We start from the raw sequence: 24,605 nt of genomic DNA on the forward strand, positions 1-24,605 counted from the left end.
TGAATGATGATCAAAAAAATAAGGTTAAAGTAATCAACACCTTAACCTTATTTTCTGACTTTTTATCTTTTCTAAAGCTCTTTAATCTTATCTTTCTTTTTATTAAACACGGAATACGTAACGATCACACTCACTGCCATTAATATAAACGCAAGGAAAAATGGCGCTCCTGAAAACTTAAACGGTGCTTCATCATGCGTAAAAAAGTAAAAGAGGTTGGTCATCATCGGAGGACCGATAATAGAGGTTGCGCTCATTAGACTGGTCAATGCTCCCTGAAGCTCTCCCTGTTCGTTAGAAGGAACACTTTTGGTAATCACGGATTGCAGGGCCGGCCCACAGATTCCTCCCAGACAATATGGAATTAAAAATACAAACATCATCCAACCCTCTGACGCAAAAGCAAACAATAACATTCCGACAGCGTAAAATGCCAATCCGTAATAAATGCTTTTCTGCTCTCCCAGCCTTGGAGTCGTCCATCTGATAAGACCTCCCTGTACGAGTCCAACCAATAAGCCCACGACCCCCAGTGAAATTCCTACCATCCTTTCCGTCCAGTTGAATTTATACATGGTAAAGAAGCTCCAGTTACTTTGTACTGCGTGGCCTGCAATATAGATTAGAATTAACGAAACAATTAATCCCGAAATCTCAGGATGCTTTCCTAAAAACTTAAATGATCCGATGGGATTGGCGCGCTTCCAGTCAAATTCTCTTCTTTTATCCTTAGCCAAACTTTCAGGAAGAATAAAGTATCCGTACAGGAAATTAAGCAGACAAAGACCTGCCGCTGCATAGAAAGGTACTCTGGCTCCATAATGTCCCAATACTCCTCCAATTACAGGCCCAATAATAAAGCCTAGTCCGAAAGCCGCCCCGATTAATCCAAAATTTTTGGCACGGTCTTCATCGTTCGAAATATCTGCAATATAGGCACTCGCAGTCGTGATACTTGCTCCGGTAATTCCTGCAATAATCCTTCCTAAAAACAGCCACCAGATCGTGGGAGCCAATGCGAGGAAGATGTAATCTACAGCAAACCCGAAAAGAGAAATCAGGATAATAGGTCTTCGCCCGTATTTATCACTAAGATTCCCCACGAGCGGAGAGAATATAAATTGAGTAAAAGCGTAGGCAAATCCTAGCCAGCCGCCATATTTTGCAGCCTCACTGATATCTGCATGAATTAATTCTTCGATGAGTTTAGGGACTACAGGAATAATGATACCCCATCCCGTAATATCAATCAATAAAGTAATAAATATAAAGCCAATGGCTGCCTTTTTCTTTGAGTTTTCCATGATGGTGCAAAATTAATCAAATAGAAAAGTATAATGATTCTAAATTATGATAAGTTAATTGGTAAAAAAAACATTGAAAATCAATATTGAAGTTCTAAATTAAAAAAAGGCCGCTTCAAAAAGAAACGGCCTTTACTAATTTATTGTAGTTTGTCTTACTTCGAAGCAAGTACTTCTTTATTGGAAGTGGTCTTCCCGTGTACTTCATCTTCTTTTCCTTTTTTAAGGAAGTCATAAGCAATTGCTGATGCAATAAAAATAGATGAGTACGTACCGAATCCAATACCGATTAACATGGCAAACATAAATCCTCTTAAGTTATCACCACCAAAGATGAAGATCGCAAGGATCACCAGAATTGTAGTGAATGAAGTGTTGAATGTTCTACCTAATGTACTTGAAATAGAGTCATCAAATAATCCAGCTAATGTTAAAGATTTCTTCTCTCTCAAATACTCTCTGATTCTGTCAAAGATAATCACCGTGTCATTAATAGAGTATCCTAATACTGTAAGGATGGCAGCGATGAAATCCTGGTTGATCTCCATATTGAACGGCATATATTTGTGAAGTAATGAATACGTTCCCAGAATAATAACCGCATCGTGGAATAATGCTGCTACAGCACCCAGAGAGAACTGCCATTTTCTAAATCTGAATAAAATATAGATAAAAATACCAGCTAATGCAGCTACTACAGCAAGAATACCGTGTGTCTGAATGTCATCAGCTACTGTAGGACCTACTTTTTCTGAAGAGATGATCCCCGCGTGATCTTTATCTGCAGATTTGAAATCCGTTAAAGTAATGTTGGCAGGAAGTTCTGCTTTCAATCCTTCATATAGTTTTTGCTCGATCGTCTGGTCAGCCTTTAAAGATTCATCTTCAATAAGGTAATCCGTAGAGATTTTCAACTGATTGGCGTTTCCGAATGTCTTAGCTTCTACAGAAGAGTTTTTACCGTCTTCAGTTTTGAATAGTTTTACTAATTTTTCTTCAACATCATTAGCATTTACAGCTTTATCAAATCTTACCACATAATTTCTACCTCCTGTAAAGTCGATCCCGTATTTGAAACCATGGGTTACCATAGAACCAATAGAAATCACCGTTAAAACAGCAGAAATAATGTATGCATATTTTCTCTTTCCGATGAAATCTATCCAGGTATTTCTGAATAAATTTTTCGTAGGCGGAGTCCATACAGAAAGGTGCTTCCCTTTGTTCAGTCTGTGGAAAATCATTACTCTTGATAACAATACAGACGTGAACAATGTCATGATAATACCGATCATCAACGTCAGTGCAAATCCTTTAATAGGACCTGTTCCGAAGAAGAATAATACCACAGCGGTCAACAACGTTGTTGAGTGACCGTCAATAATCGCACTTAATGCATGCTTGAAACCATCTTTATAAGCTTCCAGGATACTCTTCCCTGCAAATAATTCTTCTTTCGTTCTTTCGTAGATAATTACGTTCGTATCTACCGCCATCGCCATCGTCAATACGATACCTGCGATACCAGGAAGCGTAAGGGTGAAGTCTCCGGAATCCATAATTCCGAAAATATAGAATAAGTTGATAACCATTGCAATTACTGCGTACACACCGGCACCACCGTAATAGAAAATGATATAAACAATGATAATCATGAATGCAATGGCAAATGAAATCATACCCGCGTTGATAGACTCCTGTCCTAAAGACGGACCTACCTGAGTCGCCTGTACTACTTTTGCACCTGCAGGTAATTTACCAGCTCCTAAAACATCTACCAATTCTTTAGCTTCTTCCTGAGAGAAGTTACCGGAAATCTGAGTTCTACCGTTAGGAATGGCATTAACAACGTTTGGCGCCGTATATACTCTACCATCAAGCGTTACCGCAACCGGCTTCCCTACGTTTTTCTCTGTTAAAGTTTTCCATTCTTTAGCACCTTTAGAATCCATTTGCATGTCTACTACTACTCTTCCAAGCTCGTCGTAGCTAATGTTTGCAGATTCTACAGCACCGTCCACCGGAGCTTTCTGATTGATGTTACTTCTGATCGCATACAATACCAAATCATCAGGACTTGTAGCTTCAGGCTTGTAACCCCACATAAACTGTGTATATTTAATGTTTGCAGGACGTGAAGCAATACCTATTTTGCTGTTTAGAATTTTATTTACAGCAGCGGTATCAGATAATTTTACGTTAGCAACACCATTACTTCTTAATTTGTCAAGCTGTAAAAGGTTCATGAAGTTTACATTCTTTGCAACTCCCATTGAATCTCCTTTTGCAGCAACCATAGTTGTCAACGTCTGGAAATAAGGCCCGATTTCAGGAACCTGCTGTACTTCCCAAAACTGAAGTTTTGCAGAAGTCTGAAGCATTTTCTTTACTTTATCAATGTCTTTCATACCAGGCATCTCCACAGAGATTCTGGCTGTACCAGGTACTCTCTGAACGTTTGGCTGGATCGCTCCAAGCTTATCAATTCTCGTTCTGATTACCTCGAAAGCCGTTCCTACAGAAAGATCAATTCTTCTTTTAACAATACTTTTTACCTGCTCATCAGTGGTATTATACTTGATTTCAGATAAATTGGTGTTACCGAAAAGTTCCGGATCTGCAAGCTTAAGGTTCGTTCCTTTTGCTTTGTTTATTACATCGAACTGCTCAAAGAAGTTATCGATATAAGATTTTGTTGAGTTTTTCTGAACTTCATCAGTCTTGTTTAAAGCCTCAATAAGAACAGGATTGGTAGAATAATTTGTTAAATCATTTACCAGATCTCTTTGGTTGATTTCCAAAAGGACGTTGATCCCTCCTTTTAGGTCAAGACCCAATTTCATTTCCTTATCCTTAGCTTTTGAATAATAAAGCTTCGTATACCCAAGATTAAGAGTATCTTCTTTGATTCGTTTGATCTCTTTCTCGTTTCCTTTCGCAGCTTCGATCTGCGATTCAATTTTGCTGGCGTACCAGGTTGGTAATAGCTCGTTTAAGCAAATCAACCCCAGGACAATAGCAACAATTGTAATAAGTCCTTTTCCTTGCATTTTGTTATAACTACGTTAAATTAAGTCGGCAAATATAATGATTTTCTTGTATTTTATGAATTTTTAACAACAGAAATGGTTTATTTTCAGATATATTGACATCCTGACCTCTATTTTAGATTTAACAATTTTTTCATGGTATAGTAATAAATTTTTCAATTTTTAATTGGTATAAAATTTTCATTCTTACATCAACGCACTAAATATCAAAATATTATGAAAAATCTACTTTTTGCATTAAGTATTTTTTCTTCCTTAATCGTTAATGCGCAGAGCATTAATTTGGAAGAATTTGTCTCGGGATTAACCAGTCCCGTGGAGATTACGAACGCCAACGACAGCCGGCTATTTGTCGTACAACAGAACGGGATTATAAAAATTGTACAACCTAACGGAGCTGTAAATACCACAAATTTTCTCAACATCAGTTCAAAAATTGTTTTTGGAGGCGAAAGAGGACTTTTAGGACTCGCATTCCATCCGCAATACTCAACGAATGGGTATTTTTTTGTGTATTATAACAACCCGGCAGGAAATGTAGTTGTAGCCAGATATTCTGTAAGTGCAGCTGATCCGAATGTAGCTGATGCTAATTCTGAAAAAATTCTCCTGAATATTCCAAAACCTTTCGACAACCATAATGGAGGAAGCATTCATTTTGCACCGGATGGAAAATTATGGATTATTACCGGTGACGGAGGCAGTGGTGGCGACCCCAACAACAATGCGCAAAACAAGAATGCATTTCTTGGAAAAATGCTGAGAATCGACGTAGATGCTACCGGGCCTTATAATATTCCGGCAGATAATCCTTTCGCAGGGGCTGGTGTAGATGGTTTGGATGAAATCTGGGCTTATGGCCTAAGAAATGCATGGAAATTTTCTTTTGATCTTACGACCGGAAATGCATGGATCGCCGATGTAGGACAAGGTGCCATTGAGGAAATCAATAAAATGCCTATCACACAGGCAGGGCTCAATTACGGATGGCGTTGCTATGAAGGAAATAATGCGTACAACACGGCAGGATGTCCCGCACAATCAACAATGACATTCCCTGTTGCGGTATATGACCACTCCGGAGGCAAATGTTCCATCACAGGAGGATATGTTTACCGGGGTGCCCAGTATCCGTCACTTCAGGGAAAATATTTCTTTGCAGACTACTGCTCTACTCAGATCGGTATTCTGGATGAGAATAATACCATTACATGGACTTCAGCTTACACCGGAAACAATTTTTCTACCTTCGGGCAGGATTATCAGAAGGAACTTTACGTTGCAGCAGTGAATAGCGGAAAAATTTTCAAAGTGACCACGGGAACTTTGGGAACACAGGACAATAAGAGTTTAGAAAAAATACGTGTTTATCCTAATCCGGCAAGTAAAGAAATCTTTATAGAAGGAGTAGAAGATAAAAAAGCAAGTGTAGAAATCATCAACACAGAGGGCAGAAAAGTACTGGAAACAAATGCGGCAAACAAAAGTATTGATATTTCGAAAATTCCGGCCGGAGTCTATTTTATTAACCTGAAATCAGGAGATCTTAAATCATACAGTCAAAAATTGATTATTAAATAAAATGATCGATTTTTACGATGCTTTAATTCGGCCTCACAAACAGATGTTTTCGAACAAGATTTTACAATCAATAAAAAAGCGGTTCAGATGATGAACCGCTTTTGTTTTATATAGTCATAGAGAAAATTCTCGTCTCAGGTTTATTCCTCAGCATACGAAGGTCAAAAACCATCGCTACATTTCTTGTGAAAGCTCTTCCGGCTTCTGTGATTTTAATTTCTTTACCGTTGATTTCTACCAATCCGTCATTTTCCATTTCTTTCAGCATATCAAGGGCATTTTCAAGCTCAGGGAAAGACGTATTGCTGGTGAAAGTGGTTTCAAGCTGACACATAAGATTCAGAATATGTCTTCTTACAATCAGGTCTTCTTCGTTCAGAACGTGGCCTTTCACTACAGGGATTTCTCCTTCTTCAACCATTTTCTGATAATCTTCCACTGTTTTTACATTTTGAGCGAAAGCATACCATGAATCTGAAATAGCAGACATTCCCAATCCTACCATGAGCTGTGTATTGCTTGAGGTGTACCCCATAAAGTTTCTGTGAAGTTTCTTATGGATCAAAGACTGGTACAGATCATCATGCTCAAGAGAAAAGTGATCCATTCCTACTTCGATATACCCTAAATCCTGAAGAAGTTTTTTACCATCTTCGTACAGACGGCGTTTTTCTTCTCCACTAGGCAGATCATTCTCATCGAAACCTCTCTGGCCAACACCTTTTACCCATGGAACATGGGCATAAGAATAAAACGCGAGTCTGTCAGGTTTCAATTCCATCGTTTTTCTGATGGTATGTTCCATCGCTTCCCAGTTCTGGTGTGGCAATCCGAAAACCAAATCGTGGCTGATGCCTCTGTACCCGATTTCCTTAGCCCACTCGGTTACGTTTTTCACATTCTCAAAAGGCTGGATTCTGTTAATCGCCTTCTGTACTTTAGGGTCATAATCCTGCACTCCAAAGCTTACCCTTCTGAAGCCCAGATCATATAGAGTCTGAAGATGTTCTTTAGTAGTATTATTCGGATGTCCTTCGAAAGAAAATTCAGGATGCTCTGCAATATCTACTGTTGTAAAAATACCCTCCAGCAATGTTTTTAAATTCTCAGGTGAGAAGAACGTCGGAGTGCCACCTCCCAGGTGAAGCTCTTTTAATTTTGGTCTTTCATTGAAAAGTTCAAGATATAGTTTCCATTCTTTCAATACACTTTCCAGGTAAGGAATTTCAACGCTATGCTGTTTTGTAATGCGTTTATGACATGCACAAAACGTACATAGAGCTTCACAAAAAGGCAAATGGATATAAATAGAAATTCCCTCTGCTGCATTGGTCTCATGAAAAGATCTGATCACAGTCTCCTTCCACTTTTCCGGAGAAAAACTTGACTCATCCCAATACGGAACGGTAGGATAAGAGGTGTAACGCGGCCCGGGAATATTATACTTATCTATTAAAGAATTCATTTTGAAAATAAAATTTTATACGGTGGGGAAGTTTAACATCGTTCAACTTCCATCCTACAAAATTAACCATTAGTTATGAATTTCAATCTATGAATTATATTAGGTTCTATTTTATAATGAATCTAAATACGCCGTATCGGGGCATTGGTGTAATAATGATAAATTCTATTCGTTATATTTAAAATTTTAATTTCAAGAGTACTATCCTGTTATTGCCGGCAGCTACTACCCTATTTCCATCCACCCATTGCCCAACGAAAAGTCCTTTTTCATCAGAAATTTTCTTCCATGTTTTTCCAAAGTCTGAAGAATAGCTGATGTGCCGGTCTCCTAGGGCAATCATTTCTTTCCCCTTCGAGCCCGGTTTTATTTTCACACAAGTTGTATACCCTGCATTTTGTCCTGAAGCCTGTATCTGCCATGTTTTCCCGCCATCATAGGTTGTAGCGATATTATCAATATTTGCATCCTGTTTGGTGTAATCTCCTCCTACGGCAACTCCAAACTGGTCATTATAAAAGTCTATTGAATACATTCCCTGTGAAGATTCACCCTGAACAAAAGGAGTTGTGAAAATTTCGAATTTTTCATTTTTAAAATCCAGCCTTAGAATTCTTGATGCTTTTCCACCTGTCGCAATCCACATATAATTTCTGGAGGATGAGATATTGGTATTACTTGCTGCAAAAGCGGCTTCACCCGGATTTAAGACAACATCATTTTTCAACATTCCCCATTTTCCGTCTTTATATACGGCCAGTTTCAGTATATTATCCTTATCAGCATCACTGAAAGTATAAGCCAATTTATCATTGACAAAATGCAGCGCATCGTAAAACGCCGTTTTTGCCGTATCTGTATACACAATTTCAGAGGTCAGATCTTTTTTACTGATTTTAAAAAAACGAGCGGGACTTTCAATATTAATGGTATAAAAATCAGTTTTATCCTGTCCCAACGTTCTGAACTGAAGTTTATCTGGTGATAATGTAATCTGTTTCTGATTCTTAGTATCTTTTATATCTACAAATCCAAACTTAGAATCGGTTCCGCTATACCACACTTTATGGCCATACAGTTCCAGTGCACGAATGCTAATTTTATCATTTAAAAGAGTTTCAACACTTTCTATTTGTTGAGAAAATGTACAGATTCCTGCGGACAGAAATACCAGGGAAAATATTTTTTTCATAGTGATAGGGCTAAAAAAAACCGCCGAAGCGGTTTATATTATTATTTTTCGTCCTGATATTTTTCAGGATTGTTAAGTTTACTGTTTCTTTTTCCGTAAGCGAAATATACAACACCACCTAACAACAACCAAGCTCCTGAAAGCTCCTTTGCGTGATCACTTAAGTTGTATATTAAGTATAGATTGATAATCACTCCCAAAGCTACTACCAGCTTGTAAGCAGGTACTTTAAAAGGTCTGATTAAAGTAGGTTCTTTCTTTCTCATCACCCAAACGGCGATACAAACCAGGGTAAACGCAAACAAAGTTCCAAAGCTGGTCATATCGGCTAATGTTGAAATTGGAGTAAGGGCAGCAATAAGTGCTACCACTATTCCCAGAAGAATAATTCCTTTGTAAGGCGTTCTTGTTTTTGGATGAAGTTCACCGAAGAATCTTGGAATTAACCCATCTTTTGCCATTCCGATGAAGATTCTTGACTGCCCCATCATCATTACCATTACTACAGAGATCAATCCTACGGTAGCTGCAATGGTTACAATATTACTTGCCCAGTGTTTTCCGGCGATTTCAAATGCATAAGCAACCGGTGCTTTAATTGCATCAGGATATTTTCCTTCAGGATCAAAATCAGAATAATGCATCATCCCTGTCAATACAAGAGATACACAAATATATAAAGCAGTACAGATCAATAATGAAGCGATAATGGCAAAAGGCACATCTTTCTTAGGGTTGATCGCCTCTCCAGCCTGTGTAGATACAGCATCAAAACCAATATAAGCAAAGAAAATGGCTGCTGCTCCGGAAATAATTCCCTGAATACCATAGGCTGAGACCATATCACCTTCAGAGTTTTTAATTTTTATCTGATCCGGAATGAAAGGTTTCCAGTTTTTAACTCCGTCAACCGCATTATAAAGGTCATTATTAGAAAATATGATGTAAACACCTGCTATGATCACAAAAATAACAGCAGAAGTTTTCATTAAAACGATCAGGTTATTTGCTCCTGCAGCTTCTTTAGTTCCTTTTACCAACAATGCAGTAATTAATAATACAAGAATAAATGCAGGCAGGTTCATCGAAAAACCTTCCCCTGTATAACTTGCAGGATCTGAAGTGAGATAAGCAGGCAAATGAATGTTAAAGATCTTCAAAAACTTATTAAAATATCCGGACCAGCTCACCGAAACAGCCATACTGGCCATCGCATACTCGAGGATGAGACACCACCCCATGGCCCAGGCGAAAATTTCACCTACCGTACCATAAGCGTAAGCATATGCAGAACCTTCAACAGGGATAATAGATGCAAATTCCGCATAACATAATGCTGCAAAAACACAGGCAAGACCTGCTATAATAAAAGAGATTGCCAGTGCCGGCCCGGCATGATAATAGGCTCCGGTTCCGGTAAGAACAAAGATTCCACCACCAATGATAGCACCTACTCCAATTGCTGTTAAACTCCATTTTCCAAGGACTTTTTTCAGCTCACTTTTCTTCATATCTGCCTCATAGGCACTTAGTGGCTTCTTAACCCAAATTTTCGACATGTTTTTTTATTTATTAAGGATTCACGAAAATATAAAAAATTTAGGAACTCTCACGTTTATCGTTAAACTTTCATGATTTATTTTACATTAATGTCTTAAAAACCCAAACAACACATTATTTAATCTATTTTAAAAAGTCCTTATTTTTGCTTATTTTTGATCGCATGAATTTATATGAACTTTTTGTAAAGCCTTATGAAAGCTACGATTCTTTACAAATCGCACTGGAAACGGCAGGTGCTATTTTCGGAACATTGAGCGTATATTTTTCCATTAAGAAAAATATATGGGTCTACCCTACCGGCATTATTTCTACCCTGATCTATGTATATATTCTCTTCAACTTCGGATTGCTCGGAGATTGTCTGATTAATGTATACTATACAATAATGAGTATCTATGGCTGGATTTTATGGGCAAAAAATTCAGAAGATCATGTGCATGTGGACGTTACATGGGCCACCAGAAAAGAATGGGTTTTTGCAAGTTTTCTTTTTGTCTTTAGCCTGGCATTTGTCACTTTTATTTATTATTGCAAACCTTATATTGATAATATGGAAGGAGCTAGTTTCGGATTATATCATCTCGACTGGGCCAATTGGATGGATATTTTTACCACATCCATATTTTTAGTAGGAATGTGGTTTATGGCCAAACAACGCATTGAGAACTGGATTTTCTGGATTATCGGAGATCTTATTTGCATCCCTATGATGATTTTTAAGGGTCTTGGAATCACTTCGGTTCAATATTTGGTATTTACTATAATGGCTATCTTAGGATATCTAAATTGGAAAAAAAGTTTTAAAGAAAAAAGTACAATAAAGTCATGAAAAATTTATTAAAAATAGCGTTCAGTATTATAGCTATTAGTAGTTTAACATCTTGTATGGCCTATTCGGATGGCTATGGATACAATGGAGGTTATGGTGATCCATATTATAATAATGGATATTATTATGCACCTTCCGGATATTATGGAAGTGGCGGATACTGGGGAAATGACGGCTATTATTATAGAAACAATATTAATTATTACTACGATAACGGAGCTCCGTATTACTACTACAATTATAACAACTCCAGAAGGAAGGTATATGTAGAAAGAAGATCGGGATCAGGAACTTCAAGACCTGACGGTTTCAGAGGTCAGACCAACAGTGGTAGTGGTTTTTATAATAACGGAGGCAGCAACAATGGTAGTGGCTTCTACAACAAAAATAATAACAGTAGCAGAAACAACAGCAACAGCGGAGGTTTCAGAAACCAAAACAACAGCGGTTACCAGAACAACCAGGGAAATCAAAACAGCGGAGGCTTCAGACAAGGTAGTGGTTTTCAAAACAATCAAAGAAGCACAAACTCGAACAACGGAGGTTTCAGAAATGAAAGCAGCAGTAACAGCAACAGCAGTTACCGTTCAGAATCTTCGAGCGGTAGTGGATTCAGAAGTGGATCAAGCGGATCAACGAGTTCAGGGAGCTCAGGCGGTTCAGAAAGAAATACCGGTGGTTTTAGATAAAACGATTATAAATAAGGAAACGAACAGTTAACACTGTTCGTTTTTCATTTTAAATATACTAATTTTGTTTCTTCATTTAAGACAAAAACAATATGGAATTTTATAAATATCAGGGAACGGGAAATGACTTCGTGATGGTAGATAACCGTGACCTTCAGTTTCCTAAAGACAAGAAAATCATTGAAAAATTGTGCGACAGACGTTTTGGAATAGGTGCCGACGGGCTTATTCTGCTGGAAAATGATCCTGATTATGATTTTAAGATGGTGTATTACAATTCTGACGGCGGTGAGAGTACGATGTGTGGAAACGGAGGAAGATGTCTTGTCGCATTTGCTTTCTTCCTGGATATATTCGAAGACCGATGCAAATTCATAGCAATAGACGGAGAGCATGAGGCAGAAATTCACAACGGAATTATCAAACTGAAAATGATTGATGTAGAAACTGTTTCTCATGACGGAAATGATTCCGTTCTTAATACCGGTTCTCCGCATTACGTAAAGTATGTAGATAAGCTGGCTGACTATGATGTGTATGATAATGGCTACGGGATCAGAAATTCAGAAAATTATAAAGAAAACGGGATCAATGTGAACTTTGTGGAAAAAATTTCTGAAAATGAAATTTTTGTAAGAACCTATGAACGAGGCGTTGAGGACGAAACTTACAGCTGTGGAACAGGAGTTACAGCTTCTGCTTTAACTTTTCTACAAAATGACAATCTAACCTCTGTAAAAGTTAAAACTTTAGGCGGCAACCTTAAAGTGTATGCTGAAAAAAATGGAGACTCATTTCACAACATTTGGCTTGAGGGTCCGGCGAAGCAAGTTTTTAGAGGTAAAGTAGATCTTCTTTAAAAACAAAACTTTTAATCAATAGTATAAGAATGAAAAAAGCAATTCTCATTGTTATTCTGCTTGTCTTTGTGGTGGCAGGATTTTTTGGTTTGAGATTTTATAATAAATATTACGGAAGCAATGTAGAAAAAGAAGGCTACGTGTTGATTTCTCATAAAGCAGACTTCAAACAGATCATGGATTCTATAGCTCCTTATATCAAAGACATTGAATCTTTTGAAGCAGTAGCTAAGGATAAAGGTCTTGATGCTCATTTTAAAGCGGGCCGATATCATATCCAGAGTGGTAAGGGAAATACAGATCTGATCAATATGATTAAAGCCGGTAATCAAACGCCTAATTCCTTCAGAATCGGTGATTTCGGAGATATGTACCAGATGATTGGTAAAGTGACCAGAAAAACAGAATTGGATTCTTTACATTTTGTGAAAGATTTGGACGGAATTGCACAGGAGAAAGGATATAAAAATGCTGAAGATTTAAAAAAATATTTTTTCATTGATACTTATAATTTTTTCTGGACGGTAAGCCCGAGAGAATTTTTTGCAAAGTTTGATGATCAGTACAATGAATTCTGGACCAGTGAAAGAAAAAATAAAGAGCAAGGGTCTGGATTGACAAGAGATCAGATTTACGCGCTTGCCTCTATTGTCTATAAAGAATCAGGAGGAAAAAAAGATGAAATGAAAACGATTGCGGGATTATACCTGAACCGATACAGAAAAGGAATGAAACTCCAGTCTGATCCTACGGTAATCTATGCGATCAATAAGGAGACTAATTTTAAAGAACCTATTAAAAGAGTATTATATAAGCATCTGTCTACCCCATCTCCATACAATACCTATGCAAATGCAGGAATCCCTCCGGGACCGATTTGTGTGGTGGATAAAAATTCGGTAGATGCTGTTTTAAATGCAGAAAACAATAATTATATATTTATGTGTGCCGATCCTGCCAGATTTGGATATCACAAGTTTACAGCAAGTGCGGAAGAACACGCTGTGAATGCTAAGGCCTATCAGGACTGGCTCAACTCAAAAAATATAAAATAGGCTCAGCAAGCACCTGAAATTTTATACAGTTAGAAAAATAATAAAGAATCATAATATTTTATAAATCAACTCACTGAAGATTTTTAAAATATTAGGGTTATCCCTTCACGATTTTATACAAAAAAATAACCTATGAAGAATAAGACAGAAATTGTCAATATTTTCACCAGAAAAACCTTAGGACTTACGTTAGTACTTTCTGCAGCGGCAATGGCTTTTGCGCAAGAAAAAGCAGGAATCACAGGAACTATTGTCAATAAGAAAAACCAGCCTGTACCCTATGCTTCTGTCACTTTCAGTAACAAAGCAAACAAATCTTTAAGTGATGCGGTATTAACTGACGAAAAAGGACAGTATAAACTGCAGCTTGCTCCAGGAGAATACGACATCACCGTAGAAGCTATTGATTACAAAAAAAACGTAGTCAGCAAAAATATTACGACCAACGGAAATATCGGGGCTTTATCCATAGAACCTGAGGCCACTACAACCATGGATGGTAAAACACAGGAACTGCAGGGAGTCGTGATCACTGCTTCGGCAACAAAGCCTTATAAAGTGGAGCTTGACAAAAAGACTTATGACCCATCACAGGATATTGTAAGTAAAGGAGGTAGCCTGCAGGATGTTTTAACCAATGTGCCTTCTGTTTCTGTAGATACCGACGGAACGGTTTCTATGAGAGGCAGCACCAATGTGAAGTTTTTGATCAATGGAAAACCTTCTTCCCTGCTGGGAATTGATGACGGAGCCAACGCATTGCAAAGTATTCCCGCGGATCAGATTGAAAGAATAGAAGTTATCACCAACCCATCCTCAAAGTTTGAAGCAAGCGGAACTTCAGGTATTTTGAATATCATTCTTAAAAAGAATAAAAAAATAGGGTTTAACGGTAGCGTGGTCGGCACTTTAGGATATTTTCCGAGAACTGCGCTAAATACGAATTTAAGCTGGAGAAAAAACAACTGGACATGGTTCTTGAACGGTGGCGGTGGCTATACGGAAAACAGAACAAAAAATAATTCTGAAACAACCTATCACAGTCTCGCTTATCCTGATATTATAAAAGGAGAACAACCGAACGATGTACCGGTACATCAACTTCAAAACTCCACCAATAAAACTTACAATAAAAATTACAACGTAAGCGCAGGATTTGTATATGACCTTTCCGATAAAACATCCATCAATTTAACCGGATTGGTAAGAACTTTTGAGGGAGACGGCAATGAGCTTCTGGATACTTATGACAGCTTCTACAGGTTTTACAGAGATAATCCTGCAGACCTTCAGACTACAGCCGGAAAATGGAGTCTTCTTAACCCTCACGGACTAAGGGACTCTAAGAGCTTATTCAATAATCTTGCCTTCCAGGGGGATGTGGGATTAGATCATAAATTTGATGACAAAGGACAGAATTTATCCGTTTCACTAAGTTTACAGAGAAACAGAAGTAATAACAGCGCCAATATCCTTGAAACGAATGATCTGCGTCCTGATGTACTGGATATTACCAGAAGACATTCTGTAAGCAAGACCATCATTGGAAAAGCAGATTATGAATTGCCGATAGGAGAAAATTCAAAACTTGAGGCGGGATACAGATTGGATGTAAATGATAACACTTATGATAATTTCGTAAGCAGCACTTCCAATAACAAATACATTCCTGATTATAATAACAACACGGATTACCGTGAGATTTTCAATGCCTTTTATCTTCAGTTCAGGAGTAAAATCGGCAACTTTGGTTATCAGTTAGGATTAAGGGATGAGCTTTCTAATGTGAAGATCAACTATGCCAATCAGAATCCGAATACACCGGCTATAGATAAAACGAAAAACTACAACAATTTGTTTCCGAGTGTATTCTTAAGCTATGATATATCCAAGAACAATCAGATTTTAGTTAATTATTCCCGAAGAATTGACAGGCCAAGATCATTCTTTATGGTTCCTTTCCCGAACTACAGCAACAGCCAGAATATTTTTGAAGGAAATATTGACCTGAACCCATCGTATGTGGATTCTTATGAGGTAGGCTATAACATCACCAGAAAGAAGTTTACGATCAATCCTACTTTATACTACAGACATGCTACTGATGACACCAAAATGTTGGTATACAGGCCAGACGAAAGCATGAGTGTATTCTATACCAAACCGATTAACCTTGGAAACGACGATCGATATGGTTTGGACCTCAACTTTACCTATGATCCTTTTGCATGGTTAAAAATAATGGGGAGCTTAGATATGTTCGGATATAAAACTACCGGAATCGCCTATTATGATGCAACAGATGTAAACGGTGTTAAAAAAACAGGATCTATGGACTTCACGGGAAGCGGTTTTTCTACAAGAGCACGTCTTAATACAACGTTTAAACTTGATAAAACGTTAAGTGTGCAGCTGCAAGGATTCTACAGAGGGGCACAAAAATCTGCTAACCAGAATACCCAGGACATGTATGCGTTGAATTTCGGAGCCTCAAAAACAATTTGGAATGGCGACGGAACGATATCTTTCAATATCCAGGATATCTTCAATACCAGAAGCAGAGAAGTATTTAGCTTCAACAGTGACTATACCCGTAGAAACTACATGCAATGGCAGCCAAGACAATTCTCTATTTCCCTGACATACAGATTTAAACAAGGAGAAAAAATAGAGCAGCCGAAGAAGAAAAAAGATATCAATTCCAATGAAACAGGTGACGACCAACAGGGTGGTCCCATGTAATTCAAAAAATAAAAATCCCGAAAATTGTTTTTCGGGATTTTTTTATCTGTTTACTTTACAGGTTCAGGCTTGGAGTATTTGTCCTTCTCTGCTTCATAAATTCTTCTTCTCAGATCACTGGTAGAAAACCTGTGGTCTCTTTTGTTATAAAAAATTTCTATTCCTTTTTCTTCACAGTATTTCTTTCCTGTAAAGTCTCTGTCCAGATAATCGTCTCCTATAATTCTTACGTCAATTACAAAAGATTTCAGAATGTCTAAAAGATCTTCTTCTGTGTAATAAGGAATAATTTCGTCTACCGCATTTACAGCTTTCAGCTGGATATAGCGTTCAACAATTGTCTGGCTCGGTTTGTTCTTATTCGGGCGATCGTGAGAGGGGTCAATCTGAAGTCCTACGATCAAATAATCGCAAACTGTTTTAGCTTCTTCAAGCATTTTAATATGCCCGGCGTGTAATAAATCAAATGAGGAAAATGTAATACCTATTCTTTGTGTCTTCATATTAATATTAAATTAAAATTTCGCTGAAATAAACGTTCTTTTAAAGGGATAAAAAACCGGTGATTCAGGAAAGGTGTTTTGTAATTGTTGTTTATAATCGTTTTTAAATTGCTCTTTCAAATCATCAGGAAGATTTTCAATATATGGAATCATTGCTGTTCCTGAAGCCCATGTATAGACTGCTGTGGCATCCTCAAGAACATGAGGGAATACTTTTTCAAATACCGTGATTTCTCTTCCTTTGTTGTCGAATAATATTCGGGCATAGTCCTCGACTTTTAAAACAGTATATTCTCTTTCCCAGGAGTTATAAGCTGTTTTATAAGGTTCTGTTCCAGCAATTTTTCTTAATAGCTGGTGTACGATATATTCGTGATTGGATGGGATCTGTACGGCCAATTGCCCGCCAGGTTTAATTTTACTGATAATTCTTGGAAAAAGCTCTTTGTGGTTACTACACCACTGAATGGCTGCATTGGAAATAATAAGATCATACGTATCACCCATATGAAGTTGTTCTTCGATACTTCTTTTGTCAAAATGCAGTCTGCTTGTTGCAAAGTGAGCCGCTTTTTCAAGCATTTCTTCAGAAGAGTCAATTCCCAATACTTTAGAATCTTCAAGATAGTCCAAAAGCTTTGAGGTCAGTTCGCCGGTTCCGCATCCTAAGTCGATCACAGATAAGCCGGTCTTTGACTCTACAAGCTTCAATAAATCAAAGAATGGCGCCGAACGCTCTTCTTTAAATTGGTCATATACTTCCGGATTCCAAGCCATAATTTCTGTATTTTAATTTCTGGTCTTCAGGTACTTCTGCCACTCCCAAACAGTCCTTAGAGATTCTTCCAAAGATGTTTCTGACTTCCATCCCAGTTCTTTTTCCGCTTTCGCAGGATTGGCATACGCCACAATAACATCTCCCTCTCTTCTGGGACAAATCTGATAAGGAACTTCTACATTATTTGCTTTTTCAAAAGCTTTTACCACTTCCAAAACAGAAGATCCTTTCCCTGTTCCCAGATTATAAATATCGACCACAGTATCTGCTGACTGATCTTCTATCAGTTTTTTCAAAGCAGCTACGTGAGCCTTTGCAAGGTCTACTACATAGATATAATCACGAACCGCGGTACCGTCTTCTGTAGGATAATCATCTCCCCAGATATTCAATTGCTCGCGAATTCCTGCAGCAGTTTGCATCACGTAAGGTACTAAATTATCGGGAACTCCGATCGGTAATTCTCCAATTTTTCCCGACGCATGTGCTCCGATGGGATTAAAATATCTTAATAATGAAATTTTACGGTGATAGGCCTTTGCAAAATCAATCAAAATTTCTTCGCCCATCTGTTTTGTCTTACCATAAACACTTTGGGGCATTTTTAACGGAGTATTCTCATCAATCGGCATGGTATCAGCCTGCCCGTAAACGGTACAGGATGAACTGAAAATAAAGTTTGAAATTTCTCTTTCTTTAAACTCCTGAAGGATATTGATTAGAGAAAACAAATTATTTTCATAGTAATCTACAGGAATTACCTGGCTCTCTCCTACTGCTTTCGAAGCAGCAAAGTTAATACAACCATCAATGTTGTGGGCTTCAAAAACCTGAGTAAGAAGCTCTCTTCGTCTTAAATCAAAAGGGTAAAAAACAGGTTTCTTTCCTGTAATTTCCTCAATATTATTTAAAATAAACCTTTCTGAATGAGACAAATCATCCACAATAACAACTTCAAAGCCGCTATTGAGAAGTTCTACTACAGTATGGGAACCAATATATCCAAGTCCTCCGGTAACAAGTATTGTCATTTTTTAATCTTCGTGTTTTCCTATGTTTTCTATTTCATTAATCCCATTGAACTTTTTCACTTTAAATACATTGATAATGATTAAAATTGCAATAAACAATGCAAAAAAGTTAAAATATAAATGTCCTGTCACGTAATATCCATTTAAAAATCTTAATAGCAGAGGATAACCAATGGTACCTGTAGATATGAGCAAGCTTATGTTTAAAAACAAAACAGCTTTATCATATTTTTCAATTAAATTAATAAATGCAAATGCATTAACAACAAGTGAAAAAACAATTATCAATGTTTTTAATATGCTGAAATTGTTAAATATTTCAAGCAGTGAAAGAGAAGATATAATAAAAAATATAAGGCTGGTTATTACAGCCAAGTAATAAACCAGCCTATATTTAAATATCTTTCTTGTCATTATCCCATAAACTCAAGCACTGCATCCGTAATATACTTCAGCTGCTCTTCGTCAAGTTCTGTATGCATCGGTAAAGAAATTACCTGATCCAAAAGCTTATCCGTATTCACGAAATCTGCATCATTACTTTCCTGGAAGTAAGCTTTTTGCTTTCTTAAAGCTACCGGATAATAAATCATCGCAGGAATTTCTTTTTCAGTTAAGAATTTCTGTAGTTCATTACGTTTCCCGTTAAGAATTCTTAAGGTATACTGGTGAAATACATGGGTAGAATTTTCAGCTCTTTTGGGAGTAAGGATATTCGGGTTTCCTGCAAATGCCTCGTCATAGAAATCTGCTGCTTTTCTTCTTGCTTCATTATAAGAATCCAGGTGAGGAAGTTTTTTTCTTAAAACTGCTGCCTGAATACTGTCTAAACGGGAATTCACTCCTACCTCATCATGGTAGTATCTTTCGTACATTCCATGGTTTACAATTCCTCTCAAACGGTGAGCCAGCTCATCGTTGTTGGTAAAAATAGCTCCACCATCTCCATAACATCCTAAGTTTTTGGATGGAAAGAAAGAAGTTGTTCCTACCGTAGACATTGTTCCTGCCTGTTTTACCTCTCCGTTAGAAAATGTATACTCTGAACCGATCGCCTGAGCATTGTCTTCGATAACGTATAAATTATTCTCTTCCGCGATTTTCAAAATCTCTTCCATATTGGCACACTGTCCGAATATGTGTACCGGAATGATCGCTTTTGTTCTTGGAGTGATTGCTTTTTTAATCTGCTCAGTAGAAATCGTGAAGGTATCATAGTCTACGTCTACCAAAACCGATTTCAGTTTAAGAAGGTGAATTACTTCTACCGTTGCAGCAAAAGTAAAATCAGCCGTAATGATTTCATCTCCCTCTTTAAGGTCCAAAGCCATCAGGGCAATCTGTAATGCATCTGTACCATTAGCACATGGGATCACATGTTTTACGTCTAAATAAGACTCCAATTCATTCTGGAAAGACTTTACTTCAGGGCCGTTAATAAAAGCTGCCGAATCCATTACATTTAAAACTGCATTGTCTACATCATTCTTTATTTTGTAATACTGACTTTGCAAGTCAACCATCTGAATCTTTTTCATATAATAAATATTTCTGTAAAAATAAGGAATTTAAAATCCTATCAAAAATTTTATTGATTTTGTTTTTATCTTTATACAAAATAATACTATGAAAAAAATTTTATTGTTTTGTATCTTAACAGGTTACTCCAGTGCATTTGCTCAAACTGAACTTGTTTTTGTCTATTTTAAAGATAAACCGAATAAAGCAGCCTTCTTTGCCAACCCTCTTTCAGAGCTGACGCAAAAGTCCCTCAACAGACGACTGACACTGGGAATTTCTTTAAATGACCAGGATGCCCCTATCGAACAATCTTATATTCAGAATCTCCAGAATTTAGGCTTTACCGTTACCGACTACTCAAAATGGCTCAATGGTGCTGCTGTAAACGCAACTCCTGCCCAGATTACTCTTTTGCAGACCCAACCCTTTGTATTGTCTGTAGAAAGTTTTGCCAGAAATACATCAACCACGGTCAAACAGCTTCCTTCTCACAAGTGGGATGATCAGGCAACTTCCAATAAAATACTGACAAATTTCAATTATGGTTCCGGTTCCGCACAGATTGACCAGGTTAATATAAGGCCGCTTCATATAGCAGGTTTTACAGGAACCGGAATTTCCATTGCCGTGATCGATTCCGGATTTCCGACAGTAAATACAGGAGCTGCCTTTTCAAAAATATGGAATAACAATCAGATCAAAGCAGGCTATGATTTTGTAACAAAAACCGGTGATATTTACAATACCACTTTAAATTCTCATGGTACTGCGATTTTAGGAGCTATTGGAGGCTATCTTGAAAATATTTTCGTAGGTTCTGCTCCTGACGCTGATTTTTATCTTTACCGAACGGAAAACGCAGCCGTAGAAATTCCAGAAGAAGAACTATACTGGATTGAAGCTGCAGAGGAAGCCGATCGAAAAGGGGTCGAGATCATCACCTCATCACTGGGATATCATGTTTTTGACGACTCAAAGTACAATTATACGTATGCAGATATGAACGGAAGCATCTCTTTTATCGCCCGTGCTGCCGGGATTGCTGCTGAAAAAGGGATTTTCGTACTTGCAGCAGCCGGAAATTCAGGAGATAAACCTTGGCATTACCTTTTGACACCTTCTGACAATACAAATGTATTTTCAATCGGAGGAGTAGATTCTACAGGAAATTCTTCAGTTTTTTCTTCTTTCGGACCGAATTCCGCGGGGGTCATAAAACCTGATGGAAGTGCACAGGGAACGAACACTACGACTGTTTTCGATAACGCCACTATAACAGTGAACGGAACTTCTATTGCAACACCCATCGCTGCCGGAGGAGTGGCTTGCTTTATCCAGGCCTTTCCGAATATGAACAGAGAGCAGATCAGAACAAAATTAAGACAAACCGCTTCACTCTATCCTAATCACACGGATCAAATGGGATATGGAATTCTTAATTTTGGCAGTATTTACAATGCTGTGCTGGGTACTTCCGAATCTTCGAAAAAAGAGATATTGAAAATTTATCCCAATCCTGTCAAAAACATTCTCCATATAGTATCTAAAGATGAAATACAATCATTGGAAATATATGATAACCTGGGAAGGCTGCTCCAAAAAAACAATCAACAAAAAAGCGTAAACGTGGAGGGTTTTGCAAAGGGAACCTATTATTTGAAAATCCGGACAAAAAATAAAACGATTTACGAAAAACTCATCAAAGATTAATTTTTATCAAAAAACAACATATATTTTTTGGTTAAAGACAATGGACGCCGTTTATAATAAAGAACGGGCTAAAGCCCGTTCCTATTGATACATGATAATATAATTTATCGTATAAGTTTTACATTATGCTGAGTTTCTACTCGCATTAATATTTCCGAACAGGGATCTGGTGACCAGCTTTTCATAGGCCTCTTTGTTACCCTCTCCTTTCTGAATTTTCATAAGCGCATATTGCTGAATACTTAATAACGGAAGTACGATTTTCTCGCGAATCTTCACAGATTTTCTTGACAAAGGATCTTCTTCCTGCAGTAATTTAAAGCCTGTCAGTTCCAGCATAATTTCTCTTGAAAGCTCATATTCATCAAAAAGCACATTCCAGAAAGCACCGAATTTCGGATTGTTTTTGATATAATAAGTCAGTGGGAAGTAGGATTTATTCATACTCATCATCGAATTCAGAACTAAAGTTTTAAAGAAATCCGATCCTTTGTAGAGCTCTCTTACTTCTTCAAACCTTCCCTGCTCTTTCAGCTGTTGCATGGCATATCCGAAACCAAAGAAACCGGGAACATTTTGTTTTAGCTGCGACCATGAGCCCACGAAAGGAATTGCTCTCAGGTCTTCAAACTTCAACTCACTGCCGTTTCCTCTTTTGGATGGACGGCTCCCGATATTGGTTTTTCCGTAGTACTCAAGGGTACTCATTTCCTGTAGATAAGGAACAAACATCGGATGGGCTTTAAGGTCAGAATATTTCTGATAACTGATTTCGGCAAGCTCAACTATCAGTTCGCGTTCTTTTTCCGTAAGGTCTTTTTTAGCGTTTTTAAATACGTCATTTTCTACTCCGGCAGTAAGTAATTGTTCAAAATTATATTTCGCCTGTTCCTTATTTCCAAAAATACTGGTAATGGTTTGTCCCTGAATGGTCAGTTCTATTTTATTATTGGCAATTGTTTTTCCCTGTGAAGCGTAGAAGTCGTGGGTTTTCCCTCCTCCTCTTGCCGGCGGACCTCCTCTACCGTCAAAGAAAACAACTTTAATATTATTCTGTTCGGACAGTTTTGTCAGAACTTCTTTTGCCTTGTAAATCTCCCAGTTGGCTTTCAGATATCCTCCGTCTTTTGTTCCATCCGAGAAGCCCAGCATAATGGTCTGTTGATTTCCTCTTCTCTCAAGATGCTTTTTGTATACAGGATGATGGTAAAGCTCCTTCATCACATTTTCAGCATTGGCGAGTCCTTCCATGGTTTCAAAAAGCGGAACAATATCCATATTGATCTCTTCATCTTTATACCCACAGATTTTGAAAAATGCATACACGTTCATCACATCTTTCACTGCATCTGAATTGGAAATAATATATCGGTTCATTCCTCTCAATCCGTTTAGGTGCTGAATTTCAGAAACCTGTGAAACCGTTAATAAGGTATCTTTTACAATATCATTAAAATCGTCAGCATTCACTTTCCCGGAGGTCTGAATTAATCGAGTAAATTTTTGCTCTGCATCGGCATTTTCATCGCCGGATACTTTAGCAAAAACCTCATTTATGACCTGCTGATGAATTCTGCTGTCCTGACGGATATCCAAGGTGGCAAAGTGTGTCCCGAAGATCTTCACACGATCTCTGAAATTTATCAAAAGATCTAAAAACAAAGAATTATGCTCGTTGATCAATATCTTTTCTGCCTCATCCGTAAACTTTAAAATATCTTCGGAAGTGATATTTTTTCCATCAAAAATGGCAGTATACAGCTTTTCGCTCAACTGAGTCAACACTTCAGAAACACCTCTGAAACTTAATCTTCTTCGGATAAATTTCAAATGACTGTAGTAGGATTTCAAAATAGCCGAGCGCAGTTCCTCTGCTACTCTTTTGGTAACATCAGCTGTCACAAAGGGATTACCGTCTCTATCTCCGCCAGGCCAGAAACCCAGCTGGATAATATCTTCATGCAGATGAAAATGTCCGTTCCCGAAAGTTTTTTTAATTTTCGTAAACAGTTCTCCAATGGTATCGTAATACACATATCTCAGATAAGAAATGATACTCAATGCCTCATCTATCGGAGTGGGTTTTTCTTTATTCACAAAAGGTGTTTTCCCGAGCTGCTGCAAAAGCATATCGATCTGTGTCACAGAATCACCGGCAATAGCTCCCCTTAAATCCTGAATGATTCTCTGCACCGAACTAGGATAAAATTGCGTAGGGTGAGCAGTGAAGACCACTTTTACGCTGAAATCCTTTAATTTTTCACGTACCTTTTCAATTTTATGATCCTGGTAAGAACGTTCAAAAAGGTTGGTAACGGTCCCATTATCACTTTCTGAATGAAGATTTGGGAAAGCAGCGTCTTCAATACTGTCGAATAAAACGACCTGTCTTTCGATATACTGGATGATCTTAAAAAGAAGTTCAAGCTTCTGCTCTTCACTTTGAAGATCGGTGTGGTTTTTAAAAAATTCTTCGACAATCTCTTCAGGTGTTTTTCCTGCATCATAGCCGGTTCTGCTTTCTTCATACAGGAATGGGAGCAGCATCCCGATATTCGTCATTTTATCATAAGGCAGGCTCATAAATAATGAATTATAGATCTGGAACTTATTTTCCACAATCTGCCTGAATTTTTCTGCGCGTTGGTCGTGTATCATAATAACAAATGTAATTGATTTTGGAATTAACTGAATTGACAAATGACAAAAAGAGATCCGTCCCATACATCTTA

Annotated in this window: 18 protein-coding genes; 7 read left to right on the forward strand and 11 right to left on the reverse strand. The window is 37.7% G+C overall.

Annotated features, from left to right (window positions below):
- Positions 1–71: 71 nt before the first annotated feature.
- The gene (locus tag M030_RS0106475; protein ID WP_027372748.1) at positions 72–1,304 is read right to left on the reverse strand and encodes a TCR/Tet family MFS transporter; all 1,233 of its coding nucleotides are present in this window, start codon (positions 1,302–1,304) and stop codon (positions 72–74) included.
- Between the two features lie 155 nt (positions 1,305–1,459).
- A complete protein-coding gene (locus M030_RS0106480; protein WP_027372749.1) occupies positions 1,460–4,354 on the reverse strand; it encodes a protein translocase subunit SecDF in 2,895 nt (964 codons plus the stop codon).
- Positions 4,355–4,570: 216 nt separating this feature from the next.
- On the opposite strand from M030_RS0106480, the gene M030_RS0106485 reads away from it, so the two are divergent.
- Positions 4,571–5,935 (forward strand): PQQ-dependent sugar dehydrogenase, encoded by a 1,365-nt coding sequence (locus M030_RS0106485; protein ID WP_027372750.1) that lies wholly within the window; start codon positions 4,571–4,573, stop codon positions 5,933–5,935.
- Between the two features lie 106 nt (positions 5,936–6,041).
- Here the strand turns inward: M030_RS0106485 and hemN are convergent, their stop codons facing one another.
- From hemN to M030_RS0106500, 3 genes are all read right to left on the reverse strand, one after another.
- A complete protein-coding gene (gene hemN, locus M030_RS0106490) occupies positions 6,042–7,400 on the reverse strand; it encodes an oxygen-independent coproporphyrinogen III oxidase (protein WP_027372751.1) in 1,359 nt (452 codons plus the stop codon).
- 178 nt (positions 7,401–7,578) lie between these two features.
- On the reverse strand, positions 7,579–8,592 hold the full coding sequence (locus M030_RS0106495) for a WD40/YVTN/BNR-like repeat-containing protein (protein ID WP_027372752.1): 1,014 nt from the start codon (positions 8,590–8,592) through the stop codon (positions 7,579–7,581).
- A gap of 41 nt (positions 8,593–8,633) precedes the next feature.
- On the reverse strand, positions 8,634–10,151 hold the full coding sequence (locus tag M030_RS0106500; protein ID WP_027372753.1) for an amino acid permease: 1,518 nt from the start codon (positions 10,149–10,151) through the stop codon (positions 8,634–8,636).
- A 164-nt stretch (positions 10,152–10,315) separates the two neighbouring features.
- Between M030_RS0106500 and pnuC the strand changes: the two genes are divergently transcribed.
- The 5 genes from pnuC (at position 10,316) to M030_RS0106525 (ending at position 16,330) form a co-directional block, all read left to right on the forward strand.
- Positions 10,316–10,984: a nicotinamide riboside transporter PnuC gene (gene pnuC / locus M030_RS0106505; RefSeq protein ID WP_027372754.1), complete on the forward strand. Its 669-nt coding sequence runs from the start codon at positions 10,316–10,318 to the stop codon at positions 10,982–10,984.
- Complete coding sequence (locus M030_RS0106510) at positions 10,981–11,673, forward strand: hypothetical protein (protein ID WP_027372755.1); 693 nt, start codon at positions 10,981–10,983, stop codon at positions 11,671–11,673. The genes pnuC and M030_RS0106510 overlap by 4 nt, the downstream gene beginning before the upstream one ends.
- A gap of 92 nt (positions 11,674–11,765) precedes the next feature.
- On the forward strand, positions 11,766–12,533 hold the full coding sequence (dapF, locus tag M030_RS0106515) for a diaminopimelate epimerase (protein WP_027372756.1): 768 nt from the start codon (positions 11,766–11,768) through the stop codon (positions 12,531–12,533).
- A gap of 29 nt (positions 12,534–12,562) precedes the next feature.
- Complete coding sequence (gene mltG / locus M030_RS0106520; RefSeq protein WP_027372757.1) at positions 12,563–13,588, forward strand: endolytic transglycosylase MltG; 1,026 nt, start codon at positions 12,563–12,565, stop codon at positions 13,586–13,588.
- A 132-nt stretch (positions 13,589–13,720) separates the two neighbouring features.
- Positions 13,721–16,330 (forward strand): TonB-dependent receptor domain-containing protein, encoded by a 2,610-nt coding sequence (locus M030_RS0106525; protein ID WP_027372758.1) that lies wholly within the window; start codon positions 13,721–13,723, stop codon positions 16,328–16,330.
- A 50-nt stretch (positions 16,331–16,380) separates the two neighbouring features.
- Here the strand turns inward: M030_RS0106525 and M030_RS0106530 are convergent, their stop codons facing one another.
- The 5 genes from M030_RS0106530 to M030_RS0106550 are packed head-to-tail and all read right to left on the reverse strand — an operon-like array spanning position 16,381 to position 20,180.
- Positions 16,381–16,833: an adenylyltransferase/cytidyltransferase family protein gene (locus M030_RS0106530; protein WP_027372759.1), complete on the reverse strand. Its 453-nt coding sequence runs from the start codon at positions 16,831–16,833 to the stop codon at positions 16,381–16,383.
- 12 nt (positions 16,834–16,845) lie between these two features.
- Positions 16,846–17,610, reverse strand: a complete 765-nt coding sequence (locus M030_RS0106535; RefSeq protein ID WP_027372760.1) for a methyltransferase domain-containing protein — start codon at positions 17,608–17,610, stop codon at positions 16,846–16,848.
- Between the two features lie 12 nt (positions 17,611–17,622).
- Positions 17,623–18,642: a UDP-glucose 4-epimerase GalE gene (galE, locus tag M030_RS0106540; RefSeq protein WP_027372761.1), complete on the reverse strand. Its 1,020-nt coding sequence runs from the start codon at positions 18,640–18,642 to the stop codon at positions 17,623–17,625.
- Between the two features lie 3 nt (positions 18,643–18,645).
- Positions 18,646–19,056 (reverse strand): hypothetical protein, encoded by a 411-nt coding sequence (locus M030_RS0106545; protein WP_027372762.1) that lies wholly within the window; start codon positions 19,054–19,056, stop codon positions 18,646–18,648.
- Positions 19,056–20,180 carry a DegT/DnrJ/EryC1/StrS family aminotransferase gene (locus tag M030_RS0106550; RefSeq protein ID WP_027372763.1) on the reverse strand — a complete coding sequence of 375 codons (1,125 nt, stop codon included), beginning with the start codon at positions 20,178–20,180 and terminating at the stop codon, positions 19,056–19,058. Before M030_RS0106550 ends, M030_RS0106545 begins: the two co-directional genes overlap by 1 nt.
- An 88-nt stretch (positions 20,181–20,268) precedes the next feature.
- Here M030_RS0106550 and M030_RS0106555 point away from each other — a divergent pair, with 88 nt between their 5' ends.
- Positions 20,269–21,873, forward strand: coding sequence for a S8 family peptidase (locus M030_RS0106555; RefSeq protein WP_027372764.1), 1,605 nt, complete (start codon positions 20,269–20,271; stop codon positions 21,871–21,873).
- A 123-nt stretch (positions 21,874–21,996) separates the two neighbouring features.
- Here M030_RS0106555 and M030_RS0106560 read toward each other — a convergent pair whose 3' ends face one another.
- Entirely contained in the window at positions 21,997–24,531 is a 2,535-nt protein-coding gene (locus M030_RS0106560) for a phosphoenolpyruvate carboxylase (RefSeq protein WP_027372765.1), read from the reverse strand.
- Positions 24,532–24,605: the final 74 nt, after the last annotated feature.

It is taken from the genome of Chryseobacterium sp. UNC8MFCol, from assembly GCF_000482305.1.
GTDB classification, from domain to species: domain Bacteria; phylum Bacteroidota; class Bacteroidia; order Flavobacteriales; family Weeksellaceae; genus Chryseobacterium; species Chryseobacterium indologenes.